At 53.3% G+C, this 24,881-nt stretch carries 23 protein-coding genes and 1 tRNA gene; 8 read left to right on the top strand and 16 right to left on the bottom strand.

Annotated elements, in window-relative coordinates:
- The first annotated feature begins 32 nt into the window (after positions 1-32).
- On the top strand, positions 33-275 hold the full coding sequence (locus F6R98_RS06485; protein ID WP_153248294.1) for a hypothetical protein: 243 nt from the start codon (positions 33-35) through the stop codon (positions 273-275).
- Here F6R98_RS06485 and F6R98_RS06480 read toward each other — a convergent pair.
- Together F6R98_RS06480 and F6R98_RS06475 are read right to left on the bottom strand one after the other, a co-directional pair.
- Complete coding sequence (locus tag F6R98_RS06480; protein WP_153248293.1) at positions 270-1,499, bottom strand: tyrosine-type recombinase/integrase; 1,230 nt, start codon at positions 1,497-1,499, stop codon at positions 270-272. The two genes, F6R98_RS06485 and F6R98_RS06480, sit on opposite strands and share 6 nt — an antisense overlap.
- Positions 1,500-1,678: 179 nt before the next feature.
- Positions 1,679-1,765, bottom strand: a tRNA-Leu gene (locus F6R98_RS06475).
- Positions 1,766-1,889: 124 nt separating this feature from the next.
- Here F6R98_RS06475 and F6R98_RS06470 point away from each other — a divergent pair.
- The 4 genes from F6R98_RS06470 to F6R98_RS06455 are packed head-to-tail and all read left to right on the top strand — an operon-like array spanning position 1,890 to position 4,340.
- A complete protein-coding gene (locus F6R98_RS06470) occupies positions 1,890-2,618 on the top strand; it encodes a 4'-phosphopantetheinyl transferase family protein (RefSeq protein ID WP_153248292.1) in 729 nt (242 codons plus the stop codon).
- Positions 2,615-3,652: a tRNA preQ1(34) S-adenosylmethionine ribosyltransferase-isomerase QueA gene (gene queA / locus F6R98_RS06465; protein ID WP_153248291.1), complete on the top strand. Its 1,038-nt coding sequence runs from the start codon at positions 2,615-2,617 to the stop codon at positions 3,650-3,652. The genes F6R98_RS06470 and queA overlap by 4 nt, the downstream gene beginning before the upstream one ends.
- Complete coding sequence (locus F6R98_RS06460) at positions 3,649-4,086, top strand: HIT family protein (RefSeq protein WP_153248290.1); 438 nt, start codon at positions 3,649-3,651, stop codon at positions 4,084-4,086. The genes queA and F6R98_RS06460 overlap by 4 nt, the downstream gene beginning before the upstream one ends.
- Positions 4,083-4,340, top strand: coding sequence for a YkgJ family cysteine cluster protein (locus F6R98_RS06455; RefSeq protein ID WP_153248289.1), 258 nt, complete (start codon positions 4,083-4,085; stop codon positions 4,338-4,340). Before F6R98_RS06460 ends, F6R98_RS06455 begins: the two co-directional genes overlap by 4 nt.
- An 8-nt stretch (positions 4,341-4,348) precedes the next feature.
- Here the strand turns inward: F6R98_RS06455 and F6R98_RS06450 are convergent, their stop codons facing one another.
- The gene (locus tag F6R98_RS06450; protein ID WP_153248288.1) at positions 4,349-4,882 is read right to left on the bottom strand and encodes an NUDIX hydrolase; all 534 of its coding nucleotides are present in this window, start codon (positions 4,880-4,882) and stop codon (positions 4,349-4,351) included.
- Positions 4,883-5,021: 139 nt separating this feature from the next.
- Here F6R98_RS06450 and purD point away from each other — a divergent pair, with 139 nt between their 5' ends.
- Positions 5,022-6,329, top strand: coding sequence for a phosphoribosylamine--glycine ligase (gene purD / locus F6R98_RS06445; RefSeq protein ID WP_153248287.1), 1,308 nt, complete (start codon positions 5,022-5,024; stop codon positions 6,327-6,329).
- Positions 6,330-6,493: 164 nt separating this feature from the next.
- Here the strand turns inward: purD and F6R98_RS06440 are convergent, their stop codons facing one another.
- From F6R98_RS06440 to F6R98_RS06385, 12 genes are all read right to left on the bottom strand, one after another.
- Positions 6,494-8,839 (bottom strand): MMPL family transporter, encoded by a 2,346-nt coding sequence (locus tag F6R98_RS06440; RefSeq protein WP_153248286.1) that lies wholly within the window; start codon positions 8,837-8,839, stop codon positions 6,494-6,496.
- Between the two features lies 1 nt (position 8,840).
- Entirely contained in the window at positions 8,841-9,533 is a 693-nt protein-coding gene (locus tag F6R98_RS06435) for an outer membrane lipoprotein carrier protein LolA (protein ID WP_153248285.1), read from the bottom strand.
- A complete protein-coding gene (locus F6R98_RS06430; RefSeq protein ID WP_153248284.1) occupies positions 9,530-10,153 on the bottom strand; it encodes a COG4648 family protein in 624 nt (207 codons plus the stop codon). The genes F6R98_RS06435 and F6R98_RS06430 overlap by 4 nt, the downstream gene beginning before the upstream one ends.
- Complete coding sequence (locus F6R98_RS06425; RefSeq protein WP_153248283.1) at positions 10,143-11,435, bottom strand: ATP-binding protein; 1,293 nt, start codon at positions 11,433-11,435, stop codon at positions 10,143-10,145. Before F6R98_RS06425 ends, F6R98_RS06430 begins: the two co-directional genes overlap by 11 nt.
- 116 nt (positions 11,436-11,551) lie before the next feature.
- A complete protein-coding gene (locus tag F6R98_RS06420) occupies positions 11,552-13,021 on the bottom strand; it encodes a hypothetical protein (RefSeq protein WP_153248282.1) in 1,470 nt (489 codons plus the stop codon).
- On the bottom strand, positions 13,018-14,601 hold the full coding sequence (locus F6R98_RS06415) for a VPA1262 family N-terminal domain-containing protein (RefSeq protein ID WP_153248281.1): 1,584 nt from the start codon (positions 14,599-14,601) through the stop codon (positions 13,018-13,020). The genes F6R98_RS06420 and F6R98_RS06415 overlap by 4 nt, the downstream gene beginning before the upstream one ends.
- Before the next feature lie 316 nt (positions 14,602-14,917).
- Positions 14,918-15,544 (bottom strand): hypothetical protein, encoded by a 627-nt coding sequence (locus F6R98_RS06410; RefSeq protein WP_153248280.1) that lies wholly within the window; start codon positions 15,542-15,544, stop codon positions 14,918-14,920.
- Positions 15,544-17,127 carry a vWA domain-containing protein gene (locus F6R98_RS06405; RefSeq protein ID WP_153248279.1) on the bottom strand — a complete coding sequence of 528 codons (1,584 nt, stop codon included), beginning with the start codon at positions 17,125-17,127 and terminating at the stop codon, positions 15,544-15,546. The genes F6R98_RS06410 and F6R98_RS06405 overlap by 1 nt, the downstream gene beginning before the upstream one ends.
- 12 nt (positions 17,128-17,139) lie before the next feature.
- The gene (locus F6R98_RS06400) at positions 17,140-18,345 is read right to left on the bottom strand and encodes a toxic anion resistance protein (RefSeq protein ID WP_153248278.1); all 1,206 of its coding nucleotides are present in this window, start codon (positions 18,343-18,345) and stop codon (positions 17,140-17,142) included.
- 24 nt (positions 18,346-18,369) lie between these two features.
- Positions 18,370-19,476: a hypothetical protein gene (locus tag F6R98_RS06395; protein ID WP_153248277.1), complete on the bottom strand. Its 1,107-nt coding sequence runs from the start codon at positions 19,474-19,476 to the stop codon at positions 18,370-18,372.
- A 158-nt stretch (positions 19,477-19,634) separates the two neighbouring features.
- The gene (locus tag F6R98_RS06390; protein WP_228125129.1) at positions 19,635-21,383 is read right to left on the bottom strand and encodes a DUF262 domain-containing protein; all 1,749 of its coding nucleotides are present in this window, start codon (positions 21,381-21,383) and stop codon (positions 19,635-19,637) included.
- Between the two features lie 108 nt (positions 21,384-21,491).
- Positions 21,492-22,814: an NAD(P)/FAD-dependent oxidoreductase gene (locus F6R98_RS06385; RefSeq protein WP_153248276.1), complete on the bottom strand. Its 1,323-nt coding sequence runs from the start codon at positions 22,812-22,814 to the stop codon at positions 21,492-21,494.
- Positions 22,815-23,131: 317 nt separating this feature from the next.
- Between F6R98_RS06385 and F6R98_RS06380 the strand changes: the two genes are divergently transcribed.
- Both F6R98_RS06380 and F6R98_RS06375 read left to right on the top strand, forming a co-directional pair.
- On the top strand, positions 23,132-23,380 hold the full coding sequence (locus F6R98_RS06380; protein ID WP_153248275.1) for a ribbon-helix-helix protein, CopG family: 249 nt from the start codon (positions 23,132-23,134) through the stop codon (positions 23,378-23,380).
- Between the two features lie 127 nt (positions 23,381-23,507).
- Positions 23,508-23,795: a PIN domain-containing protein gene (locus tag F6R98_RS06375; protein ID WP_153248274.1), complete on the top strand. Its 288-nt coding sequence runs from the start codon at positions 23,508-23,510 to the stop codon at positions 23,793-23,795.
- A 119-nt stretch (positions 23,796-23,914) separates the two neighbouring features.
- Here the strand turns inward: F6R98_RS06375 and F6R98_RS06370 are convergent, their stop codons facing one another.
- Complete coding sequence (locus tag F6R98_RS06370; RefSeq protein WP_194270170.1) at positions 23,915-24,877, bottom strand: sulfite exporter TauE/SafE family protein; 963 nt, start codon at positions 24,875-24,877, stop codon at positions 23,915-23,917.
- Positions 24,878-24,881: the final 4 nt, after the last annotated feature.

Below are 24,881 nucleotides of genomic sequence, written 5' to 3'. Positions count from 1 at the left end.
TTTTTGTTGACCATTACATTACGGCAGTTGAAATGAAACGAAAGGGATTAAACCAGAAAGAAATCGCTGAAAAAATTGAAGTTACCTCCCAATACGTTTCCAGTATTTTGAGTGAATACAATTTCATTCGTATCCTTCTATCCGAGAAATATATTCAGGCCGTGCAAATGAATCGAGATGGATTGAGCCTGAACGAAATTGCACACAAATTGGAAATCAGTTCCAAAGTTGTCTCCAAACTTTTGAGCAAGTTTTCTAAAGACGCTGCCTTATGAAGCAGTTTTTTGCCGAAACGAAATCACAACAACAGCGCCATTTTTCAATCGCTCAAGATAATCCGCCCAAGCCTGCATCATACGGCGGCGCTCCGGCAGATGTTCGGCGTGGTTGTACGCTGCTTTGACCTTATTGCGCTCGGCATGTGCAAGCTGGCGCTCGATCATGTCAGACGGCCAGCCCTGCTCATGAAGCAGCGTTGAAGCCATACCCCTGAAGCCGTGCGCCGTCATAGGCGTTGAGCTATTCGGCCCATAACCAATACGCACGAGTGCCGCGCGTATCGTTTCGCGGCTCATGTGCTGGCCTTTGTTGCGTGCGTGGGGGAATAAATACTTCTGGTTTCCAGTAAACAGATAAAGTTCACGCAGAATAACCACAGCCTGCGTGGACAATGGCACGATATGGCGGCTGTTCATCTTCATACGCTCGCCGGGTATACGCCATTCTCCGACATCAAGATCAAACTCAGACCATTCAGCCTGAGCCAATTCAATCGGTCGCAAGAATACCAGCGGTGCCAACCTGAAAGCGGCCTGAACATAAGGTAAACCTTGATATGAATCTATGGCCCGTAACAGATCGCCCACATCCTTGGGTTCCACAATGGTAGCCCGATGCTTTACTGGTACGGTCGGCAATGCGCCGACAAGCTGCGAAGCCGGGTTATATTCGGCCCTGCCGGTCAGGATCGCATGGCGGAAAATACGTGTTAAATCGGATCGCGCCCGGCTCGCGGTATCGGTAGCGCCGCGCTGCACTATTTTATTAAGCGTCTCCAGTAACTCGCGGGTAGTGATCGCGGTAATCGGCTTTTTGCCTAAATCCGGCAGCAGATCGCTTTCAAGCCGTTTTCTGGCATGTATCAGCGTGGTATCTGCCCAGCTTGGTGCTTGCTTCTCAAACCACTCTCGCGCTATCACTTCAAAGCTGTTTGCGGCCTGTTCGTCCTTTGCCGCTCTTGCCGCCTTGCGTTGCGCAGCAGGATCGACGCCTTGCGCCAGCAGTTGCCGCGCCTCATCGCGCCGAGTGCGTGCGTCGGACAAGGACGCTATAGGATAAGAACCGAGCGCCAGCGTTTTACGCTTGCCGTCGAAACTGTAGTCAAAACGCCATAGTTTGCTGCCGTTTGTGTTGACCAGGATAAAAAGCTGGTGAGAATCAGCCAGCTTGTAGGGCTTCCCTTGGGGCTTGGCTTTGCGTATTTGGATGTCTGTCAGCATGGCATTTACCGTGATTTACGGTATCGTTTTTTACGGTATGCGCCAACACCGTAATTTATACCGTGTTTGTATACGGTATTGGATGCTACCGCATGAGACGGGATGAGACAATAAAAAACCCGCGAAGCCTTATAGCTTGCGGGTTTTGCGTCTCGATGAGACGGCATGAAACAATCAATTGGTACCGAGGGTCGGAATCGAACCGACACAGTGTCACCACTACCAGATTTTGAGTCTGGCGCGTCTACCAGTTTCGCCACCCCGGCATCATCATTCCAGTATATCAAAGCTTCATTTGCAATTCTACTCTATCGACATAGAATAAACAAAAAAACAGCAATTTTATAAACTCAGATTTCACTCTATCTGTTATTATTCAATATTTACTCGTTGAACATCATACTCTGCACACTGGCGGCGGACGCTGCGAAAAATCCATTCGATCAGATTGATCCTGACCTGCTTGACGTAGCAGAGCGGCAACGCACAGCCCGCTTTGCTTTTTCCAGGGATGGCTGGTCCTACGCTGCGGCTCACGCCCTGCTGCGCCTGTTACTGGCCGAATTTCACGGCCTGCCGCCGTTATCCTGGCGTTTCCGCAATAACTCATCCGGACGCCCCGAAGTTGACCCGGAATTGGGAATAGACCATCCGCCCCGTTTCAGCATCAGCCATACCCACGGCATGGCGGTCTGCGCATTAACCGTCGGCAAGTCACAACCGGGCGTGGAAATCGGCGTCGATGCGGAATCGCTGCTGCGCCGGCTGCAGCCGCTGGCTATTGCCGAGCGGTTTCTTTCCTTACGAGAAGCTTGCTGGCTGCGCGGATTGCCGGAAGAACGGCTTCGCCATGAATTTATACGGCTGTGGACGCTCAAGGAGGCGATAACCAAAACAACCGGGCTCGGCCTGCAAATGGACTTGAAATCTTTTCACTGCGACATGGATAACGTCTCTGTCGCCTTCGATGGCCCGGACTGGGGATCGCCGGAAGAGTGGGCGTTGCGAAACTACAATATCGACCCGCATCACACCGTTTCCCTGGCGCTGCGCCGCTCGCCGGAAACGCCTGTTAACCTTAAAATTCGCCACCTGACGGGAAAACTGCGCGCGCAATGAAAAAAAGTGATTTCTATTACCCACTGGATGTTTCGTTAATCGCGCAAGCGCCGGCTGAGCGGCGCGGTTCGTCGCGCCTGCTGTATCTGGACGGCCTCTGCGGCGGCTACCGGGATCTGATGTTTCAGGATATTCTCACGTTGCTGAAAGCAACCGATGTACTGGTCGTCAACGACACGCGCGTCATTCCCGCGCGCCTTTACGGACGCAAGGCCAGCGGCGGCAGGATCGAAATGCTGGTGGAGCGCATACTGACGCCTTTCCGGGTTTCGGCGCAGGTGCGCGCCAGCAAAACGCCGCGTAGCGGAACCCGGCTGATTTTCGATGCAGGCATCGAATGCGAGGTTGTCGGACGCGACAACGATTTATTTATTCTCGATTTCCACACCGAAACGCCGATACTGGATATTCTGCAAAAAATCGGGCAGATTCCGCTGCCGCCATACATAGCGCCCGACAACAGCGGTACCGATCACGCACAGCGCTATCAAACCGTTTACGCCGCTCAACCCGGCGCGGTAGCCGCGCCGACAGCGGGTCTGCATTTCGACGACGCCATGCTGGAGCATATTGCCGCAGCCGGAATCCGGCTGGTCAAGGTAACGCTGCATGTCGGTAGCGGCACTTTTCGTCCGCTCAAGGTGGAAAACCTGGACGAGCATGTCATGCACAGCGAATACTGCGAAATCACGGCGGAAGCCGTCAGCGCCATACAGGAAGCCATGGCCCGCGGCGGACGGGTAATTGCGGTCGGGACCACCTCGTTGCGCGTGCTGGAAACAGCCGCGCGCGGCGGCGAACTGCAGGCTTTCAGCGGCGATACCGACCTGTTTATCCGCCCCGGCTTCGAATTCAACTGCGTTGACGCGCTGCTCACCAACTTCCATCTGCCGGAATCCACGCTGCTCACGCTGGTCTGCGCTTTTGCCGGTTACGAGCATGTCATGCGCTGTTATCGCCACGCGGTGGAACAGCGCTACCGCTTTTTCAGTTATGGCGACGCCATGTTCGTTACCCGGAAAACCGCACCATGAATAATGCGTTTGAATTGCACCCGCAACTGGCGGCAGACTGTTTCGAACTCGGGCAATTTCCGTTGTGCCGTTTGCTGCTGATGAACGAAAGCCGCTATCCGTGGTTCATCCTGGTGCCGCAACGCCCGGAACTGACCGAGATACATCAGCTTGCCGATGACGACCAGCGCCGGCTGATTCAGGAATCGTCGGTGCTGGCGCGCGCGCTGGAGCGGGTTTTCAAAGCCGATAAATTGAATATCGCCGCGATAGGCAATGTCGTCCCGCAACTGCACCTGCACCATATAGCGCGCTATCGGCACGATGCCGCCTGGCCTGCTCCCGTCTGGGGGAAATTCCAGCCGTTGCCCTATACAGACGATGCCCGCATGCAAGTCGCCGACGCGCTCACAGCCGCATTGCCTCCGTCGTTTATAAGCTTTGAGAAACAATGAATTGCCGGGCCGGCTGCGGCGCGTGCTGTGTGGCGCCGTCCATCAGCAGCGCCATACCCGGCATGCCGGAGGGAAAGCCGGCCGGCACGCGTTGCGTGCAACTGGGTCAGGATAATCTATGCCTGATTTTTGGGCAGTCCGGACGACCCAGGGTATGCGGCTCATTCCAGCCCAATACGGAAACCTGCGGTAGCGATAGTTTCGAAGCGATGAAAATCCTCGACGCGCTGGAAGAAATTACGCGGGGCAGATAAAGCCGCTGTTATCCTTTGCTGAGCGTTTCTTCGTGCAGCGGCCTCAGAGATAGTTTCCTGTCGCTGAAATACAGTTCCAACGAACGGCGCACGCTGGTAAAGGATATATCATCCCAGGGAATCTCCGTTTCCTCGAACAGCCGCGTCTCCAGACTTTCTATGCCGGGCGCATGGGTTTCATCCTTCATGCAGGCATAATGGAAGGTAAACACCTGCGAGAATTGCGGCAGGCTGAATATGCTTTGCACGCCGTGCAGTTCGACGTCGATGCCTGCTTCTTCCATCGCTTCGCGGCGTGCGGCCTCGGCCAGCGTTTCGCCCATTTCCATGAACCCGGCCGGCAAGGTCCAATAGCCATGACGCGGCTCTATGGCTCGGCGGCACAACAGCACCTTTTCCTCCCAAACCGGCACGCAACCGGCAATAATGCGTGGGTTATGGTAGTGAATGCGTCCGCAACCATTACACACATGCCTTAAACGATCGTCGCCGGCTGGGATTTCCCTGCGGACGGATACGCCGCATTCGCTACAATATTTCATGGATGATGACCTGATAAACGCTGCATGGTTGGATTTTAACCGATCCTGCAGACTAAGCGCGATGAAGGCCTGAAAATCTAGCTATAATATTCAGGATAAAAGTATAACTCCGATTACCTCTTCACTATTAAGGCTCTGTATGAATGTTTTGATTGTAGGTAGTGGCGGTCGTGAACATGCCCTGGCATGGAAAGCGGCTCAAAGCCCTCTTGTCAGCCGGGTTTTTGTTGCGCCTGGCAATGCCGGCACCGGTGTCGAGAAAGGTGTTGAAAATGTCGCCATTCCCGCTGACGATATAATTGCATTACGCTATTTTGCACAAGAGCACGGCATATCCCTTACCATCGTCGGGCCGGAAGTGCCATTGGTAGCCGGTATCGTCGACGAATTCAGCGCCGCCGGCCTGGCTTGCTTTGGCCCGACCAGGGCCGCCGCGCAACTGGAAGGTTCGAAGGATTACTGCAAGCGCTTTCTGCAACGTCATGGCATACCCACAGCGGCATTTCAAACTTTTACGCGTATCGACGACGCCAAGGCCTATATTCAGGAACACGCGCTGCCGCTGGTTGTCAAAGCGGACGGACTTGCTGCCGGCAAGGGCGTAGTCATCGCCCATAGCCATGAAGAAGCGTTGGCCGCGGCCGAAGTCATGTTGAGCGGCAATGCGTTCGGCAATGCCGGCTGCCGTATCGTCGTCGAGGAGTTTCTCGAAGGCGAAGAAGCCAGCTTTATCGTCATGGCTGACGGCGCTTATGCGCTGCCGATGGCGACATCGCAAGACCACAAGGCCAGGGATGACGGCGACCTGGGGCCGAATACCGGCGGCATGGGCGCCTATTCGCCCGCTCCGGTTATCACGCCGGAATTGCATGCTCGCATCATGCAGCTGGTTATCGAGCCAACGTTACGGGGCATGATCAAGGACGGTACGCCTTACACCGGTTTTCTATATGCCGGACTGATGATAACGCCGGATGGCGCGCCGAAAGTTCTGGAATTCAACTGCCGCTTCGGCGATCCCGAAACCCAGCCTATTTTGATGCGTCTGCGTAGCGATCTGGTCAACCTGTGCATGGCGGCGACTTCCGGTAATCTGGCCGCTCATACCATCGAATGGGATGAACGCAAGGCCCTGGGCGTAGTCATGGCGGCCAAAGGCTACCCGGACGGTTATCGCAGCGGCGATATCATTCATGGCCTGGAAGAAGACACCGGCCCCGACGCACGCGTATTCCATGCCGGTACGAAACGCCATGACGGCCATATCGTCAGCTCGGGCGGACGCGTGCTGTGCGTCTGCGCACTTGGCGACAGCGTCCGGGAAGCGCAGCGTAGCGCCTACAATCTCGCCTCGAAGATACATTGGGAAGGCGCTTACTACCGTCACGATATCGGCTATCGCGCCATTGCGCGCGAGCAAGTTGCGGTGGGTGTCGAAGACTCCTGAGCCGGCTACATCGCTTTACATTGATACGAGTAAACTGTCGATCGTTTCAAAGCACGCTGCAAATCCCGGAAGTCCGACTATCGCAGCCATCCAAGCGAAGACAGACTCACCTCGCTCCATCTTCATCGATTTACACTGAGTAGTTATCAAAAGTTCAACGGTAACTACTCGGATTTAGACGTTGATGTCTCGGCATCCGCTCCGATCAACAGCGGACACAGCAAAAATCCCAACACGATGCCGAAGGTAACCGCCACCGATACGATGCGCAAGGTGGCGTTTTCCGCCAACCCCAGCGCGGCGAAGGAAACGGCGGTCGTCAGCATCGACGCGCCGATGGCCTGATAGGTGGCGTTAATATCCTTTCCGCCGTTGTCGAGGAAGAAAATGCCATAGTCCTCGCAAATCGATACCGCCAGCAGCAGACACATCACATGCAAAAAACTGACTTCCTGGCCCAGCGCCGCCCAGGCGGCAAAGATAAACAGCGCCGCAAGCGTCGCCGGCAGCATACTGAACCAGGCTTTTTTCAGTTGCCGGTAGCGCAGCCACAGCAGCAGATAAATCAGCAGCAGTCCCCAACCCAGCATAACCAGGGAATGGTCCCGGTAATCCCTGGCCAGATCGTTCAACAGATCGTGATGGCTGAAATATCGCACGCCCGGCAAACCCTCCAGCGCCTTGCTTACAACGGCGGTATCGTGGTCGCCCAGCCAAATGACCAATGCGACGCTTTCGGGCTGTTCGATGATCTGGCCGGAAAGTATCTGCCTTACCTCCGGAGACAAAGCGAAATCCGGGCGCAGCGCCGCTGCCGGCTGCGCGCTTGGCGCCAGCTTGTCCGCGGACAGCCCGGCATGGAGCAGGGCCGCCCGCCACGCGGCAATGAATTCGCTGTCGACCGCCCGGTTGTAGCGATCGATATTGTCTTGCTGCAGATGCGCCGAAACCAGCCATGGATAAAGGCCGTAGAATTCGCCGAGCGCTCCGCTTTCTTTTAGTTTGCGCAGCCGCAGCTCGGCGGCTTCGGACTGCTGCAGGGCAGTTTCCAGATCCTTGCCCTGCGCGACCACGAAACGGCCCGGCTCGATGCCGGTAAAGTGGCTGCGGATGTCCTGATCGCGCTGCTTCAGCGCGCTCATATCCATCATCATATTTTCCAGATTATCCAGCCAGCGCACCTGGGGCAGCAGCGCAAGCGACGCGAATAAACCGGTCATTAACAACGCCAGCAACGCACGGCGATAGCGGCGGCAAAACCCGAGCCAGGCGTCGAGTCCCGCGATGTGCGGCGGATGCAGGGCGGCGCGGGTCAGCAAGGCCGGCAACACCCAGCGCGTCAGCGCCAGCGTCGCCAGAATATTGGCGCTGGCGAAAACGGCGATCTGCCTGAACCCGGGGAACCCGCTCAGTCCGAGGGCGCAATAGCCGACAACGGTGGTCAGGGCGCCGATAAACAGGCTGGGCCAGACCAGCCGTACCGCCAGGCCCGGATTTTCGCCGCGGCGCTGCGACGCATGGGCGAGCACATGCATCGGGTAATCGACGCAGACGCCGGTCAGGCTGGAACCCAGGGCCAGAGTCAGGCTGTGCGTAACGCCGAAAACCAGCGTAGTCGCCACCGCGCCGACGCCGTAAGACGCAAGCACGATCAGCATCACGCTTTGCAAAGCGGACAGGGAGCGGAACAGCAGCAGGAAAAGCAGGACCACGCCGACGGTGGACACCGTGGAAACCGACATCACATCCTGATTGATCTGATCGTGCGCGATCACGCTGAATACGGGAACGCCGGTCATGTCCAGGCGATAAGCATGGTTCATCGTTGCGTTAAGCTCATCGAAGCGTTGACGGATCAGCGTCTGCAGCTGCGCTTGCGCAGCGGTGTCCAGCGCCGGCGCGCGCGATTGCAGGATCAGCCCGGACACTTTCGCGTTGTTTTCCGCCGGCGTATTCAGCCGGTCCTGTAACTGTCTAAAGCCCTGCAAGGACAGCAAAAGCGGGTCTTGTTTAGCGACCTGCCTGATGAACCCGCCTTGCGGCGACAACAGCGCCTGCTTCAAGCCGTCGGCTCTTGCCTGCAGACGCGCGGGATCGAACAACTCCTGCTCCGCTTCCGGCTGCAGGCTGTAAATTCGCGCATAATACGGCGCATAAGCCTGTACCGCGGCGATCCATTCGCGCGGCGGACGATTGGCGGGCCATGCCCGCTCCACTTCCGGCAACGCGGCCAACGCCTGCGCATAAGCGTGCGCGAATGTTTCTGCTCCGGACTGCGCGGGAGTCCCGGTATTTCCGGCTGCTGCTTCGGGCCGTTCTTCCACCGTAATCAGGTAACGGCGCGATAATTCTCCCGATTGTAAAAAACTGGCGAGCAAAGCGGCATCCTTGCCGCTGGTGGCCGTGAAAAAAGCGTTCAGGTCGGTTTCTACACGCGTAAACAGAAAAGCGGCCATCAGAAACAACGGCAGCAGCAATAAAAAACAGCGTCTGCGCCAAACGTAGGACACCTTATTCTCCCGCCGCTTCCGCCAGCAGACGCGCCACGTTGGTTCCAACCTGACGTTCGGAAGCCGGCAGCATCCTATATTCGCTTTTTTCGCCGTCCGGCTGACGGATCATGATTTTACGCTGCGGTTTTGCATCGTCGCCCGACACTTCGAGCAGCAGACCGGCATTGGAGGAGGATTTTCCGGTCAGACGCAGCAGCCACTCAGTCTCCCGCTGATCTATGGCGATATCATAATCCGCGTAAAGCTCCGCCGTATGTCCCTGCAAAACCGCCCGCAACGTGCCGACCTGCGCTATCATCGGATCGGAAAAATCCAGCGGCGCGGAATAGCGCTGCCCTTGCGCGGCTGCGTAGTAATACATGCGCTGCGCGGTTATCGCCATGATGATGCGCTCCGGCGACAGTTGCAGCTTTACCAGCGTGCCGTCCGTATCGGTAAGCAGGTAGCCGCTGCCATGCCAGGGCGCTTCCACCAACTCCAGTACACGGGTTTCTTCGTAATGGTAGCCGCTTGCCGCCATCTGGCGAAAATGCTCCAGCATCTTCGCGGTATTGCCGGCATTCCCCGGTTTAGAGGCTACGCTTGGCGGCTCCGCATCAGACGAAGGCGTAACGTCCGCGCTGCTACTGTGAGGCAGCAACAACGCGATAAACAACACAAACGGCGTGCAACACAGAAATCCTCTATTCATTTACGCAAATCCTGAAAAATTTTATATCCGTCACGCACGATGCTTTCGAGGCTGCTCCACGGCGGGGGAATCTCCAGCCCTGGAAAACGATGCGGACGGTAAATGTACTCGCCGATGACCAGACAGGCCATCAGCAGATAAACCCAGAAACCGGTATACGCCATCCACACCCTTTCATCGGCGAACAACGCCAGTATGATGCCCACTATGGCATTCACGATAAAAAACACAAGCCAAAGCACGGTAAGCTGCCGCAGATACTCGGCTATGCCCGGCTTGAACTCGGGGAACTGCAGCCGCACCATGCGCTCGATCAAGGATGGGGGATGCCATAAGGTGTACCCGAACAGCGCGACCAGCGAAAGATAAACGATGGACGGAATCAGCCGGGTGGTCAGCGTTTCCGCTACAACCGCACCTATGGCGATAAACAGCGCCGATGCGCCGAAAAGCATGCGCATGGCCGGTTTCCCGGCACGAAACGCGCGAAAGGCGCTCAGCGCCACAATCAGCGCCAGAATCAGCCGGTGCCATCCTTCATTTATCGCGTAGGCGCTGATAAATGGGTAGGCGATTATGACGCAAACGATGGCGGTGATTTGGAGTTGTTTAATCGTCATTGCCAATCCGCATGCCGGATGATGGTATTGCCTGCCACCCGGCATTTCTTTCGGGTGGCGGCGCGGCAAAAATAGTCAGTTTCAGTTCCATGTCTCCCAGGTTTTCATAAAGCGGACGCTTGCCTGAAAGCGCCTCGCTACGTTTCAGTATCATGCGCACACCCGCGCCACGCTTGTCCATAAGCTGGTTTTTGCCGTACAACGGCTCCTCGACCGGGTAATACTGGGCAAACAAGCTGGCGATAACCTCGTTACGCGGCGCGGAAATGCTGGCCATCGACTCGATAGTCATGGAATTGGGTAATGCGCCGGGCGTATAGATTTCCATGCGGTCGCTGAACATAAATAGGCGTATGCGTTGCGCGTCGCGCGAATAATCGCGATGCGCAACGGCATTGACAACCGCCTCGAACACCGCAGCCAGATCGTATTGCGGATAATCGATGCGCCCAAGAACCTTGCGCGCCGGGGTGCGCATATTGCGCTGCACGAAATGGATGGCGTCCCAAATCTGCCGGTCCAGCGGCCCGCGGATTTCCTGTGCATCGACCTGATCGTCCGGGTTGTTGACCAGCCCATCGTGAGCGACCGCGATGATTTCGGCATTGCGCAACCAGCGATGCGGCGTCAGGGTACAAAGTAACACGCCGGCAACGCCGGCGCGCAGCCCGCCATCCGTTTTACGCAACAGGTGCAGCCGCTGCAATTGAATCTGCGCATCGTCCTGATCTTCACGCGTGAAACGGTTGACCAGCAACGGATCGAAATCCGTGTAACCCGCGTCAAACACCGGTTGCTCCTCGAACCGGATAATACGCGCCTGACTGCGCTGCTGAAACAGGCGCGCCAGAACATCGGGCTCCAGTTTACGTTTGGCGTGTCCGACGCGGCGAAAATAGCCGTTGCCGCTTTGATGCACCCACAGACTTTGCGGCACCTCCGCCACGATAACCGGGCGTAGTTGGCCATCGGCGTCCGGCAATTCGACATGGTGAGTCACCACATCCAGCGGCGGCTTGATGCGGTCGTTGCAGATCGCCGTCAGCCACGCCTCGACCCGATCCAGATACTCCAGCGCAATGCCGGTGACCGCGCGGGTTTTGTCGTCGATGCCGAGTATCAGCATACCGCCATTGGCGTTGCCCAAGGCCGCCAGTTCGTCCGCCAGGCTGTCGGGGTGCGGTTCGATGCTTTTCCCGTTTTCGCGAATCACCAGCTGTTTCAGTTCCAGCGTGGAGTCTTCGCCCAGGCGGATGCGTTGCATCAGGCGTTCGATGTTCATTTTTTCTCTGTTAATATCTTCCGTTATCAGATGTGCAACTTATAATTTTTTTAAATCACTATTGCTATGCTGAGTTGAATAATCGAAATTAACGTATCAACATATCAAGTATGCAATTATACTTCAAGCATCATTTTTATGTATGCGTTATCCTTGAATTGTTCAGGTATATCATATTTTCCATCCATTAGCCATAATTCACTTGAGTTGTGTTGAATAATTATCGCGTGCGCAACAGGCTGCATATGTGAAATCAGTCTATTCACACAGGTAATTAGATCTGACGTAGATCTATACCATTGATAGAAAGATACTCTTAGTTTTTGTAGTACATCGGTTTTATATGCGATTCTATCATTGTGAGTCATGCACTCCAAATAATATCCAATGAGGGCAAAATCAAGATCAGAGACGACGACTGAGAAAATGTGCGAGTCCATAGTATTAACTTCGAAGTTCCATTCACTCCATCGCTCGTATGCTTTTCTCCATAGATTTTTTCTTTTTTCGATATCAGCACTTTTGCAAAATATGCCAAGACACTTCGCAACCAGAGCTCTGCTTTTGTTTGATTGAAAATCCAGCCCAAGCTTGCTTAAAGCGATAGAATTTATATAAGCATCAAAGATACTACCCCCCTCTGATTGGGCTAAAAATAAACCCAATGCTGTCTGTAATGCCGGATAACGAAGCGGGTATGCGTTAAACACATCCATCCAGTTGTTGAAACGCAAAACATCACGGGAAACCTTGTTTAAAACCATTACCAGCATACTTTGCTCGTTTTGAATAAAGTCGCGAGAGGCCCCTATTTTTGACAGGGCACCATGTACTGCTGAAAATTCTACGTATGGGTTATCGCTGTATGCGCCTAAGGTTAATGCCTGCTCTACGGTTAATGCATCAATTGAATGCATTAATATCGGTATATCTTTACTATTAATAAAGGCATTACGCAATCTACTAGAGTCATAATGAGCCAGTAGCCTGATAATTTGAGTTTGAAAAAATAATGGTAGCGATGCCTGTTTAAGTCTATTCCACAAATTACTGATAGTCAGCCAGTCTCTATTGTTTATAGCAACCTGAAATTGTTCTACAGATTCACGCTCCCATATCGGTGGCTCACCTATTGTAGAAACGTTGGATGCGAGGTTTGATGTTATAAGCTGTAGTTCATCAAGAAGCTCGGTATTTATTGTAGTATAGCATGGCAAAACTTTCCACAGACCTCCGTCTCTATCATCAAGAAAGCATGATACGATAAACAGCCCCAAAAGCATTCTGCGCTCTGAATCTAAATTTTTTCGCCACTTATCAATGCTATGTATTAGCCATGCCAAAAGCGTTATTGACTGATATTTTTGCTCATCGGAAATTAAAAGCGAGGAGTCTTTTCGTATTTCAATAAAGCTGTAATTCGCTTGTAAAATATTGAATGATTCGTGTGTAGCATGATTGTTGAGGCATAAAACCGAGGTTTGTTCCAAGGTATTTAGTAACTCATCCGGTAGCTTAATATTGCCCACCTTTATCGATTTAGCTTCTTGTGCCAGCGATGACAACCACCCTTGATAATCGCTCATGAGCGTTTCCATATAAGCTGTTCAGGTGAACAAAGCTGATTCCATATTTCCAAGAATGAATCTGCGATAAGTTGCCCATCGTCAACTTGTTGTAAAATGTGATGGTTTTTACCAAGGCTATTTACTGATGTTCCCAAAGACCAGGCCAGCGTACCATTTTGTGTTTCAGGGAAAATCAGGAATCGGTCATGAAACTCCCATCCGACGCTACCTATGAGTGCGCGAAATTCAAGCTTTAACCCATGAAAATTGCTTTTCAGGCTTTTTAGTGCTTCTCGTTGCTGTTCTAGCTGAGATATTTTGTTTGTTTTTTTGTCGCAATCTGAATGTGTTTTAAGACTGGTAAGCGCTCTCAAATCAGCGTGGAAAAATGGGCAGTAAAATAATGTTTTTAATACATCATCAATATCCAAATAAGGGTCCCATAACCATGCGCCTTTTTCCCCATACTGTCCAATGAGTACTCGAATATGTTTTAATGCCTCTTCGTGCTGAGCATCCTGTTTTCCGGGCGCTGGCTTGAATTCTACAAATTTCCGTTGTTTTTTAAGTCTTTCCTTCTCATCTTGGTAAAGTCTTTTTTGTGTCGTGCTATCCACAATTGAGCTAGGCTTTCCTGCTTTGTTATTTACAACGCTTATTAAACTAACTCTTTCTGTTTTTTCAGCGTTTCCGATGGCAACACCAAAAATTCGCGACTCAGGTTCAATTATATTTATATTAAATATTGAGCAGGATATAAATGATACAGATGAAGCCATTGCAAGTATTAATTCACTGCAATCATCCCAAACAATATACCGGTAAGACCCATAATCGTATCGCATCGGGAGCAATGTACTGCCATCTAATAACTCACGTGACGCAAACCCATTTATTATGCGATCGAACTCACTCTCGCATGTAACCCTCAGTTTTCTTGGTGAGGCATTATTGTGCCATGCCACAGCTAACTCTAAATAATTATCTTGTGGTAATCGCCTTATTCTTGTCATAAGGACAGTCACAGGAATCTGCAAGATAATATTACCCAGACGATCCGAAACACTTGCCAGCGACAAAGGGATGTGCCGCTGAATTTTCTCTGAAAGCTCTTGAATTAACAGGGGGTTATCAAAAAAACAGGCCAATTGCAACTTCGAATTATCAAACCATTCAACTATATAGCTTCCATTAAAGAAGTTGTTTTTAAGTATATTATTTATAGGAACTGCATCGAAAGAGTCTGGCGCCACAAATCTTGGTGGTTGATGTTCCAACCGATCTAACTGCAAAGGTATTCCGCATGCACTCCATATATTCTCGTGCATTAGCCGTGAAATATCCTCCGTTATATCTGATATGCGTTTGGTATATCGCTTTATCCCAAAGCTCCATTTCTTTAATTCATCAAGCTTTATTCTATTTTCATTAACTAATACTGGATCAACTAATTCTTCACAATTTCTTTCCTCCGTCACAATAATAGTGAATACATTTACAATGGATTTGTCCGGCAAGCAGGCAAATATCTCTGTTACTTCAGCTTGATCATAAAACCCCAAGCATCCGGGCGTCATTAGCTTTGCCACTTCATCCATGAATGTTATCTTTTGCAAGGTTGCCTGTCATGTCACCACTCATTGAGCGCCTTAACTTGCGGCAGTAGTGGCGAAAGGAAACGCTTAGGTTGCATCATCAGTACTAATCTCAGTTAAAGTTCAGCTGCGGCATGAAGCATTCGTATGCTGCAATCCGGGGCATCCTCTATCAAACGGTGAAAGTTACCTGAACGCTCGGACATGTACGAAGCCGCCAGCATCAAATCCAGCCGCATTGCAGGCGTCTCGCCAGTTACAGGGCTTGTGCAGTTGCGCTATTTCATCAACACGCAGTTTTCATAGTCTTTTCCTCAGCCTATCCAATAAACGAAACGGCATGAAATTTCTCCTGGAGGAACCTGCCATTCACAACCAGCGCATCGGCGTCTTCCTTGTAGACGCTTTCTGCAATCTTCGATAACTGCCCGCTGAGTAAATCGAGCTGATCGATAAGAAGTTGCTTGCTCGTCTTGCCGTTGTCAATGACATGCAATGTAGCAAAGGCCGCAGGCAGGCGCAGATAGTTTTGTACGGTTTCGGGCAGATCGCGGTTGACTGCATTAACCAGCGATATGGAGGAGTTCATGGCAATTCCACCGGCAAAAAGCTTGGGAGCAAGCGCAACAACCACGTCGCGAATTTGCAGCAACCGGTCAACCGCCTCTTGCGGCAACTTCGATCGGGATTTATCGATCAATTCCTCAATGCCTTCGGTCAGGTCGGACTGCGTGGTTTCATTTCGAATGCGCAGTTCGAGCTCCTTATCGCCCGGCACTGCGAACCAGCCTACCGCATAAAGGCCGACTACAATAGGAAACCACCAATCGGCAATCAAGCCGCTGAAAAACAGCCCGAGCCCGCCCATGGCAAGCAGGCAGCCGACCAGATTCTGCGTGCTGTACAAAAACAGCAAGCCTCTCATTTTCAAGGTGACCGGTTGCATTATTGATATCCCCTTATCTCCTTGAATATGGATTGCAAGCCGGCTTTACGGCTGTCAAAAATGCGTCCTCCGGTCATATCCGCCAGCGTGTTTAACTCAGCGGGGTTGGCCTCGCCAAATAATACCGGGAAAATTTTGATGCCCTTATCCGCTGCCTGAAGCCGGCTGTACCAGTCGGCAAACTGGACGGCATCGATTCCTTCATTATTTTCTCCGTCAGTCATTAACACGATGGAATAAAAGCGCGATGGATCGCCACGGCAGCGCTGTGCGGCTTCGGAATAGGCTTGTCGAACGGCGGAGAAGATTGCAGTGCCGCCTTTCGCCTGCAGCCCGTTTACGCTGGCGGAAATAGCGTTCAAGGACGCCCGGTTTGCTTTTTCGTCCACGCCCAAGTTGAACATTTCCGTCTTCCCATTCGTATCGCTGAACGACAACAGGAAAATTCTCTCGCGATTCCGGAATCGTGCGAATCGGCCGCTGATGGAACTGTCGGCGCCGGATAACCCTTGCATGGCCGTTTTTAACGACTGCATGCGCTCCCCGTCCATCGATCCGCTTCTATCCAGTACGAAAGTACTGTCCGTCGGCAAGCGTAAATTATTATTGAACGCGGTCAGGATTGCATCGACAACCGCAAGTTTGGCGGGGAAGGACAACTCAACCAGAGTATCGGTCGAGGTATCTCCCGCTTGCACGTCAGGATTAACGGGACGGCGTAATGTCGTTTTTGTCATCTCCTGCTGGAATTCAGCGCCACGGATGTAATTCACCACCTTGTTGTAATCGTCACGCCGGGCGGGATCGATCAGCATGATCGGGTAATCCGCCGTCACAATGCCATCCTGGGGATAAATCAGGACCAGCTTTTCTTTTAACCCCGGGCCTCGGTTCATCGACATCAGCGTGGAAGCGTAATTGATGATGCCGTCCACCGTGTCCTGTTCGTTCAGATAGGCTTCGGCGAGCCAACCGGAACTGCCGGAGGTCAAGCGCTGCGCCGCGAAGAATGACGCCAGCTTTTTTGCGTCGATATCTTTTTCTTCGAGCGCGTCGCCCTTGCCGGATAACGCTGCCGCGAGCCCGAGCAGCGCTGAAAAACCGGTATTGGATGAGGCGGGATCGGTCATGCCGAAGGTAAACTTTCCTTGTCTGGCTGCATCGGCGATGTCTTTCCAGGTCACACTCTTGTTGTTGAGCCAATGCAATTCACGCGCCTTGCTTTCCTTGACGCCCAGCACGACAGGGGTCAACATGGTGCGTTCGGATGCTGCGATGCGCGACTTTACGGCAGGCACCAGCATGGCGTAGCGGTTACTGGCCAGCCAGGCGGCATCCACCGCTTCTCCGGACTGAAGCCGCTCTACCGCATCCAGCGTACCCGAATAGCGCATTTGCACGGTAATGCCGGTGGCGTTTGCAATCTTCGGCAGCAGGGGCTCAATATCTTTTAATTCGGAACCGGCAAGAACCTGCAATATATTCGAATCTTTCGCAGCCTGACCGCTTGGGGCATCCTTTTTTTCATCGCAGCCGGATAAAACCAATACGAGACAGGCAAACAACAGGGTAACTATTTTCATCGCGAACCCTCATTAAAGTTTAACCGGACCCGCTATCGTTGCGTCAGACGACATTGCAGCTTTTGCATCCGCCGAACGGGAACGGTCGAGATACTGTTCGGAGCGGGAAATTTGTTCTTTCAGAATCTGGTTGTTCTTGCCGAGGGCGTCGATCGCTTTGGAACGGAAGGCGTCCATGGCGTCCATCGCCTTAAAGGTATTGTCGAACATCTCCTGTATTTTCTGGATGCCGATCAACGGATTCGATGCGAACTCGCCTGTTTTGTCGACGTGCTTGCCAAGCTGCCGGGATGTTTCGGTAACCAGCTCGCCGATGGTGTCGCTCACGCCGGTGAGCATTTCCATGACTTGAATCTGGTTGCCGGTAGCGCGCGCGACTGTTTGCGCGGTCGCGAGAGCCGACATGCCGGTTGTCGCGACACGGCTGCAGCCGTTCGCCATTTCACGGGCGGTTTTCTTGAGTACGTCGAGGGATAGATAGCCGTTCACATTGACCGCCATCTGGGTTTGCATGTCCTGCAGATTCTGTCTGGCGTAAAAAAGCACCTCCTGCTCCAACGCTTTGGCGCGCAGCGGGTCGCCGGCCTTCAATTCCTCGACGCGCGCCGCAATTTGCCGGTCTATCTGTTCTGCAAAGTAGATGGCCCCTTTCAGTTTTTGCATCGCATCCCACAGCTTGGATTTAACCAGCTCGATCTCGGCGGCATCGCGCTGCATGTCGTCTCGAGCGGCGTGAATGGCGGTCATCACGGCCTGCATCTGATTTCTGACTGACTGGAATTTACGGAAATAGGCCTGAAGCTTGTTTCCGAACGGGATCACCCCGAGTAGCCTGTTCTTCTCCAGCAGGTCGCCTTGCTTGCCCGGATTAAGCTCATCAAGCATGCCGCGCATCGACTGGATTGATTTAAATGCGGCGGAATTTTCGATTCCGACAAAATTACGCTCCATAAAGCGCCCGGTCATTAACGACGAGGCGTTGGATATTTCCTCCTTGCCCAGGCGGAATGCGGAATCCAGCTTGGCCTGAAAACTCTCGCTTTGAATATCCTCATTCATCAGGCTGTCCAGGTAATGCGCAATCTGCTCGTCGATTTTGGCGGTTACTTCCGCTTTGAGCGGCACCCTGTCCGGGGCATTGGGTCCGGCAACCGGTGTGATCACCTCGGGAGGGGTTAATGTATTTTGTGCTTCGGCACTATTTTGCAAGTCGGACATTATCGGGTTCCTCGAAGGGCGAGTTTACTGGAATTTGTTTTCGATAGACTGAATCATCCGCTCCAGTATTTCATAACTTGGAGGGTCGATCACTTCCACAAGTGTTGCAGGGGCCTGAAGGTTTTTGCTTTTCAGGAATTCCGCAAAATTTTCCAGTGACGACGTGCGATAGCCGTACTGAGTGGCCAGTTTTTGCAGCTTTAAGTCTGAAGCCAAAACTTCTCCCAGCCTGCGGCCATTTTCATTAAAAGGCACCAGGACGTGTTTGGAATAAAGGGTGGGTTGCGGGTAAAGCAGAACCATATCCGCATTCGGCTGCGCGCGTTTTGACTGATACTCCAGGAATTGGCTTTCGTAAATCATGACAAGAGGCGCTTTGCCAACCCCCATGGTTGCGTAATCCTCGAACGGCCCGGAAGAACTGGATTCCTGCAGCCCCTGCCGCAAGAAAAGCGAAGTCAGGAAAGGCAACAGCTTGTTGGCGTGTTCGTTATCGTCCACCACGTTGTTATCGTTAAGCACATAGCTCGCCAACGCCAGATACATCGCCGCCGAATTCGATTTACGCACATCCGTCGAGCTGATCAGTATGCTTTTGCCTGTCGGATAAACCGTATTGCCTTTCAGCTCGCGCCAACGAACGCCTTGTTCGATCTTGTCGAGCAGCTTTTTCATATCGAGGATGTAGTAAGCCCCGTCCGTCATTTTTACAATACCCTCTTGCTCCAGAACGGGTACCAGCAACTTCCAGGAAGCGACAGCCATTGGGGTAAAGAAAGTCGTGTATACCTGTCTGGCTTTTACCTTGTTTTGCAAAGCCATCGCAGCAGGAGATCCGGATGGAAAACCGAAGTCATATCCAGTAGGATCGCGCGACACGATTTCGCGAGACCCCACTTTTTCGACTTTCACCCGAAAACCTTTTGCGGCCAGCGCTTCAATTACTTCAGGGTCGGCGAAAAACGATTCTTTCTCGGAACCTATCATCCCTTTGAGTTCGACGATGGACGCAGCAGCCGCTTTGTTGGCGTCATCAACTGCTTTGCGATTATGAGAAATAAAAGCGGCGGCGCCAATTCCAATGATCAGCACAACGGCCATCGCCGGGCCAATAATTCGTTTGATTTCCATTTGTGTATCCTTATATTTATGGGCGCGTCAAAGTCGATATACGAAACTGTGGGCAGTACAGCAGCTACAATATCAGGACTGATGGAAAGCGTTCCTGGAAAACTCCAGGACCGGTTCCATCAAGGTCTTCCACAACCATTTTTCCTGCAATTCGCCAGTTAGCCCAACTGCCCGATCCGCCAAATAGAAGTAGCCTGATTCGCCATCCAGCTCTGGTGCGCGCCGATGCGCTCGGGCGTCCACTCTGCATTATCCTCGGCAATTTTGCGAGTGATGGCGAACTGACTGTCCTGGTAAACCGGGCGTTTGACGCCATAGGCCACATTGCCCAAATCCTTGTTGACGCCGCTTTGCAACAGCGTCATGTTGCCGAGACGGTAGGCCAGTGCATCGGCTTCTTCGTCGCTGAATGCATCCCAGCCTGACTGCGGCCGTTGCGGGAGAACATGCTCGACATTGAAACTGTCGCTGGTAAAACTCAGCTCCACTCCCGACAAATGTTTTTCCAGCGTGCACAGGATGTAGCGCACAACGCGATTATTGCGCGGCAGCGTAGTGCGTATGGTTTTTTCGGCAAATGCGGCGCGGAATGCCGCATCGTTCGGGTAGATACTCGACATCGCCGGTAGCGCCTGACCCAGCGCGGTGATCTCAACCTTGGCGATACGTTCTGCAACGGCATTGTAGGTGCGTTCCTGCTCCGCCGTGCTGTAGCTGCCGATGACGTTGAAGCGCATGGAAATCACCACGCAGGCGCGCAACAACCCGATAAAGTCGGTTTCGTTGAATTGGCGCTTTGCCGCCAGCAGCAAGGGGTAAGGTTGGCGCACATTGAAGGTGCGCAGGGTGCTCGCCAGGATTTTCGCGTCGGGCGGCCAATCGGACGCCTCAGGCGACGACAAGGCCAGATAAGCGTCCAGATCCTGCTCCATGTCCCGTAGCAGTTGAAAGACCGCTTCCCGCGTGTCGATGCGGCTGCGTATGGTTTTGAACAATTCGGCCTGCCGTGCAAATGAGCGGCGACTGTTCCAATGCACCCGCAAAAAGTCCGGAAAACTTTCAGCGCCCAAACGCCCGACCATGGCTTCCCAGCGATCTTCCAAATTGCGTAATTCGTGATCGTTTTGGCCTTGTCGATCCAATACCGAAAACAGGTAGTTTTTCAGCAAATCGGTGGCGGATAGACGCACGCCTCGCGCGTTCAAGGTTTCGAATACTTTATAGGCGTTGAGTTCATCGGTAACGGTGATCACGGTAAAAAACAGACGGTCGCTGATATCCTCCGCCAATTGCGCCAGCCGCATGCCTTCATTGCCGGCGCTCGGTTTGATGTAATCGGCAACGCGTTTGTCGAACCATTCGAATGCCTTGCGCAACAGGTGTTCGGAACTGCGGAAACCTCGCACCGGTAGATGGCCCAAGGTAACCAGATAATTCTGATAATAGTCGTTGTTGTTGCGGTTGAGCGTCAGCTTGGGCCGCGAAACCAGGGTAACGGGATCGAGATAACCGATGTAGGCTTGGCGGATTTGTTGCAGCCGTTGCTGATTGGCTTCCGCGTCGTTTTTGGCGTCGATCTGGCGCTGAAGGTTTTTCAATATGGCAAGGATGATGATGCTCAAGGTGGTAAGACGCTGCTGACCGTCAATCACCGCAAACGTTTTATCGTCCGCCGATTGCAGAACCAGATAGCCCATATAATGCGACGGTTCGCCTTCCGGCTGCAGAGTGCCGAGCAAATCCAGCCACAAATCTTCCCACTCATCCGCCGTCCAACTGTAATCGCGCTGGAATCTGGGTATGCAGTAGGTCAGCCCGTTTCCGATCAGCTTACGGAAGATATTGTTTTCTGTTTTGAAATTGGTGGCGGCCATGTCGATCTCGCGAGACGATTTCACCCAGCGCATGCATTAATTTCGATGGATAGCGGAAAACCTGTTTCATTATCCCAGCTTCCATGCATTCGTAGTACATTCAGATTGATGATAAAAGGAAGAGGGGGAGCCGCCGACATGTCACAACTCCAGCCGCGACATGAAATGTATCTTGTCCGGAGCCTCGGTATGTTGCAACCCGGCATCCTCGATCAGTCGGTGGAAATTTCCGGCGCGCTCGGACATATACGAAGCGGCCAGCATCAAATCCAGCTCGCGCCGGGGAACCGAGCGCATCAGGTGCTTGACCAGATCGGCATCCACGCCGTCGCCACCGAATTCGCCAAGCGCCAGCGCGCGCGAGAAGCCGTAAAACTGCCGCATGCGGTTTTCGCACAACTGCGCATGGCGGGCGCGGCGCGCCGGATCGCGCAGGGATTCGCGCACCGCCACGGCGGCCATCGCGGCATTGTAAAACGCATTCAGCACGCCGTGTGAGTAAATGGGATCGACAAAAGACGCCGCGTCGCCGAGCAGATAAAAGTTTTCTCCGCACAGCCGCGTCGAATAATAGGAGTAGTCCGGACGTTCGCAGTACAAGCCCTCCTGATATTCCGCCGCATCCAGCAGGCGATCGATATAGGGCGTTTTGCGGCAGGTTTCCAGAAAAAACTGTTCCCGTTCGCTCCCGTTCATACCGCGCGCTCTGTCGGTATGCAGGACGACGCCGACGCTGGTCAGCTTGCGCATCGCGATATGCCAAATCCAGCCGTCCTCGAACGAGGTTACAAAGGTGACTGGCTTGATCGCGCCGATGTCTTCCGGCGCATGGCTTTTGCCGTCGGCGCCGACATAACGGGAGTTGCGGAAATACCCCCACAGCGACAGGAAACGCATGCGCGTATCGATCAGGCGCTTGCTGCCGAACTGCCCCGCCAGCACCGCGCCGTTGCCGCTGGCGTCGATGACGTAACGGCAGGCGATACGCCCCTCCCCTGCTTTGTCGCCGCGCTTGTCCAGGTAATGAACCAGCGGACGCGCTTCGGAGGAAAAGTTAACCTCTTTCACCGCAATCTGCTGATAAACGCGCGCACCGGACGACACCGCATGGCGCAGCAGCAGATCGTCGAAAACATCGCGTTCCACATGCAGCGCGGGACGGGTAAAACCGAACTCGGAAAATGCGATGCGATGGATTTTGCCGTTCCATACGGTAATCCCTCCCGCCTTGGCGACAAACCCTTCGGATTCGATCAGCGGCGTTGCGCCGGTCAGGTCGGCGTATTTCCAGAAATGCGGGATCAGGCTTTCGCCGACCTGCGGGCGCGGGTGCAAGGCCTTTTCCAGCAACACGACGTCGATCCCATCTCTCGCCAGCAGGGCGGCTACGCTGGAACCCGCCGGGCCGCCGCCGATGACCAACACATCGCATGAGCAGGGTATTTCGGTATTGCTTATAGTCATAGTGTCAGTGCATGTGCCAATAACGAGTCCTGTATTCCACTCCATTGCAGACACGCTACAATAGCGCAAATTCAAGCATCAGGAAAATGCGTGGAACCCGTTTCATTCAGAACCAAATATCTTGCAACGGTTCAACTGCCATTACCTATCCTTGCAGGAGCGGGCTTTAGCCCGCGATTGGCCTGTTCGCGGGCTAAGCCCGCTCCTACAAAGCGTTTTAACAGAGCTTCATCAAAAGGATTGTACTCAGTGCAAATCATTAAGAATGCAACAGAAACCTGTTTGTAATACGTGCTGCCGTCAGATATTATTTACCCATGAATACTTTGACCATCAAAATTACCCCGCAGCTTGAAGCTGCAATTCTTCAGGCCAGCGCGCAAGAGCATCTGAGTAAGTCGGAGTTGGTGCGGCGGGCGCTGAATATGTATCTGCGGCAACGCATGTCGTCCGCACATTTTGTTTCGGCGCTTGACCAAGCCGACGATTTGGTAGGCTGTTTTTCGGGAGGACCAGCCGATTTGTCTTCCAATCCAAGTCATTTGGCCTCTTTTGGGCGCGTCTGAGCAGTGCATTTGCTTTTGGATACAGGCCCTTGGGTTGCCCTGCATTGCCGAGGCGATAGCTATCATGAGTGGGCAAAGGCACAGTTTGCCATGTATGCCGGCCCGTTTCTGACCTGCGAAGCTGTCGTTGCCGCTTACCTGTTTTCTGCTGGCACGCGCCGGTTTTGATCCAGCCAAGGCTCTGGCTTTGATTGAGCGAGGCGTGGTGCTGGTGGCGATGTCGCTGAGTAACGAAGTTGCAGCCGTTCGCGCACTGTTTCAACGGTACGATAATATCCCCGCGTCATTGGCCGATGCCTGCCTGATTCGACTCGCTGAGTTGAACGAGCCATGCCGGGTTCTGACCTTGGACAGTGATTTTCATATCTACCGTCGTCATGGAAGAAAAGTCATCCCGCTGGTAACCCCCTGGTAAACAACTACCCCGCCTACTTGTACCACAACGTCTGCCCTGGACTTGATCTGGGGTATGTGGTGAGCATCAGACGGGAATGACGGCTTGAGTCTGCCGTATTGATCGTGTCGGGTCAGGTTCTACCGATAGCGTTGCGATAAAGACATCCGGTAATAAATGCCGGAAAAAGCCAGAAATAAAACCAATGCTCCAACGGCTGTGGCGCGATCAAGCGGAATCAGCAGCAGCGACGATATCAACTCCGCCAGAATCAAGCCTATCAGCACACGGACTATGATTATTCGCGGCATATGGGAACAAGCGTAAACGCCCAGCGGCCCTCCCACGACGACGATGGGGATGGCGGCCAGCCAGTATTCGGTGACCGGCGCGACGAACTCGCCCCTGGACACTATCATCGCAAAACCGGCCCAGGTCGTCAGCACCATCATCACGATAACGGTCGGCGTAGCGGTTTTCTCGCACAAGCGAAACAGCAGCACCAACACCGAAAACACGATAATTTCCAGACCGCTGCCCAATAGTCCGCTGATCAATCCGCCGGCCATGCCGAAAACCAGCAAAATGCTTCGCTCCCTGATTTCGCATCGCGGCAAGCAATCGTGGCGGCTTTGTGCCGGATTGCGGTTATGCAGATAGAGCGCAAGCGCAAAGCTGCATTGCACTACGGTAAAAAGGATGCGGACCGCGCTCGCCGGCAGCGCCCCGGCCAGGTTCAAGCCAACATACAACATGGGTATGGAACCGGGTACGACCCAGAATATGGCGCGCCATTCCACGCGTATGCGCAACAGCAGTATGGTGAGAAACGCCGAGCCCATGCCTATGCTTTGGGTGGCGAGGGAAAACAGTTTGGCGTGTTTTGGCGGAATCGCCAGTATCTTGGTGAATACAGGGAAAGCTACCGCTCCGCCCGCTTCGCTGGTCGCTCCGCCGATAAACGAACCGAAAGCCATGGTCAGGGCGATGCGCCAGTGCTCCAGCAATACCGGCAGCGGCGATTGTTGCGGCAGGAAATACCACCCCAGCCAGACCAGGGGCGGAATGAGCAGCGTCATCGTTCGCAACCGGATTTTTTTCACTGCT

Source organism: Candidatus Methylospira mobilis, assembly GCF_009498235.1.
GTDB classification, from domain to species: Bacteria; Pseudomonadota; Gammaproteobacteria; order Methylococcales; family Methylococcaceae; genus Methylospira; species Methylospira mobilis.
The sequence above is the reverse complement of the archived record's forward strand: the minus strand, read 5'-3'. Positions and strand labels throughout refer to the sequence as shown.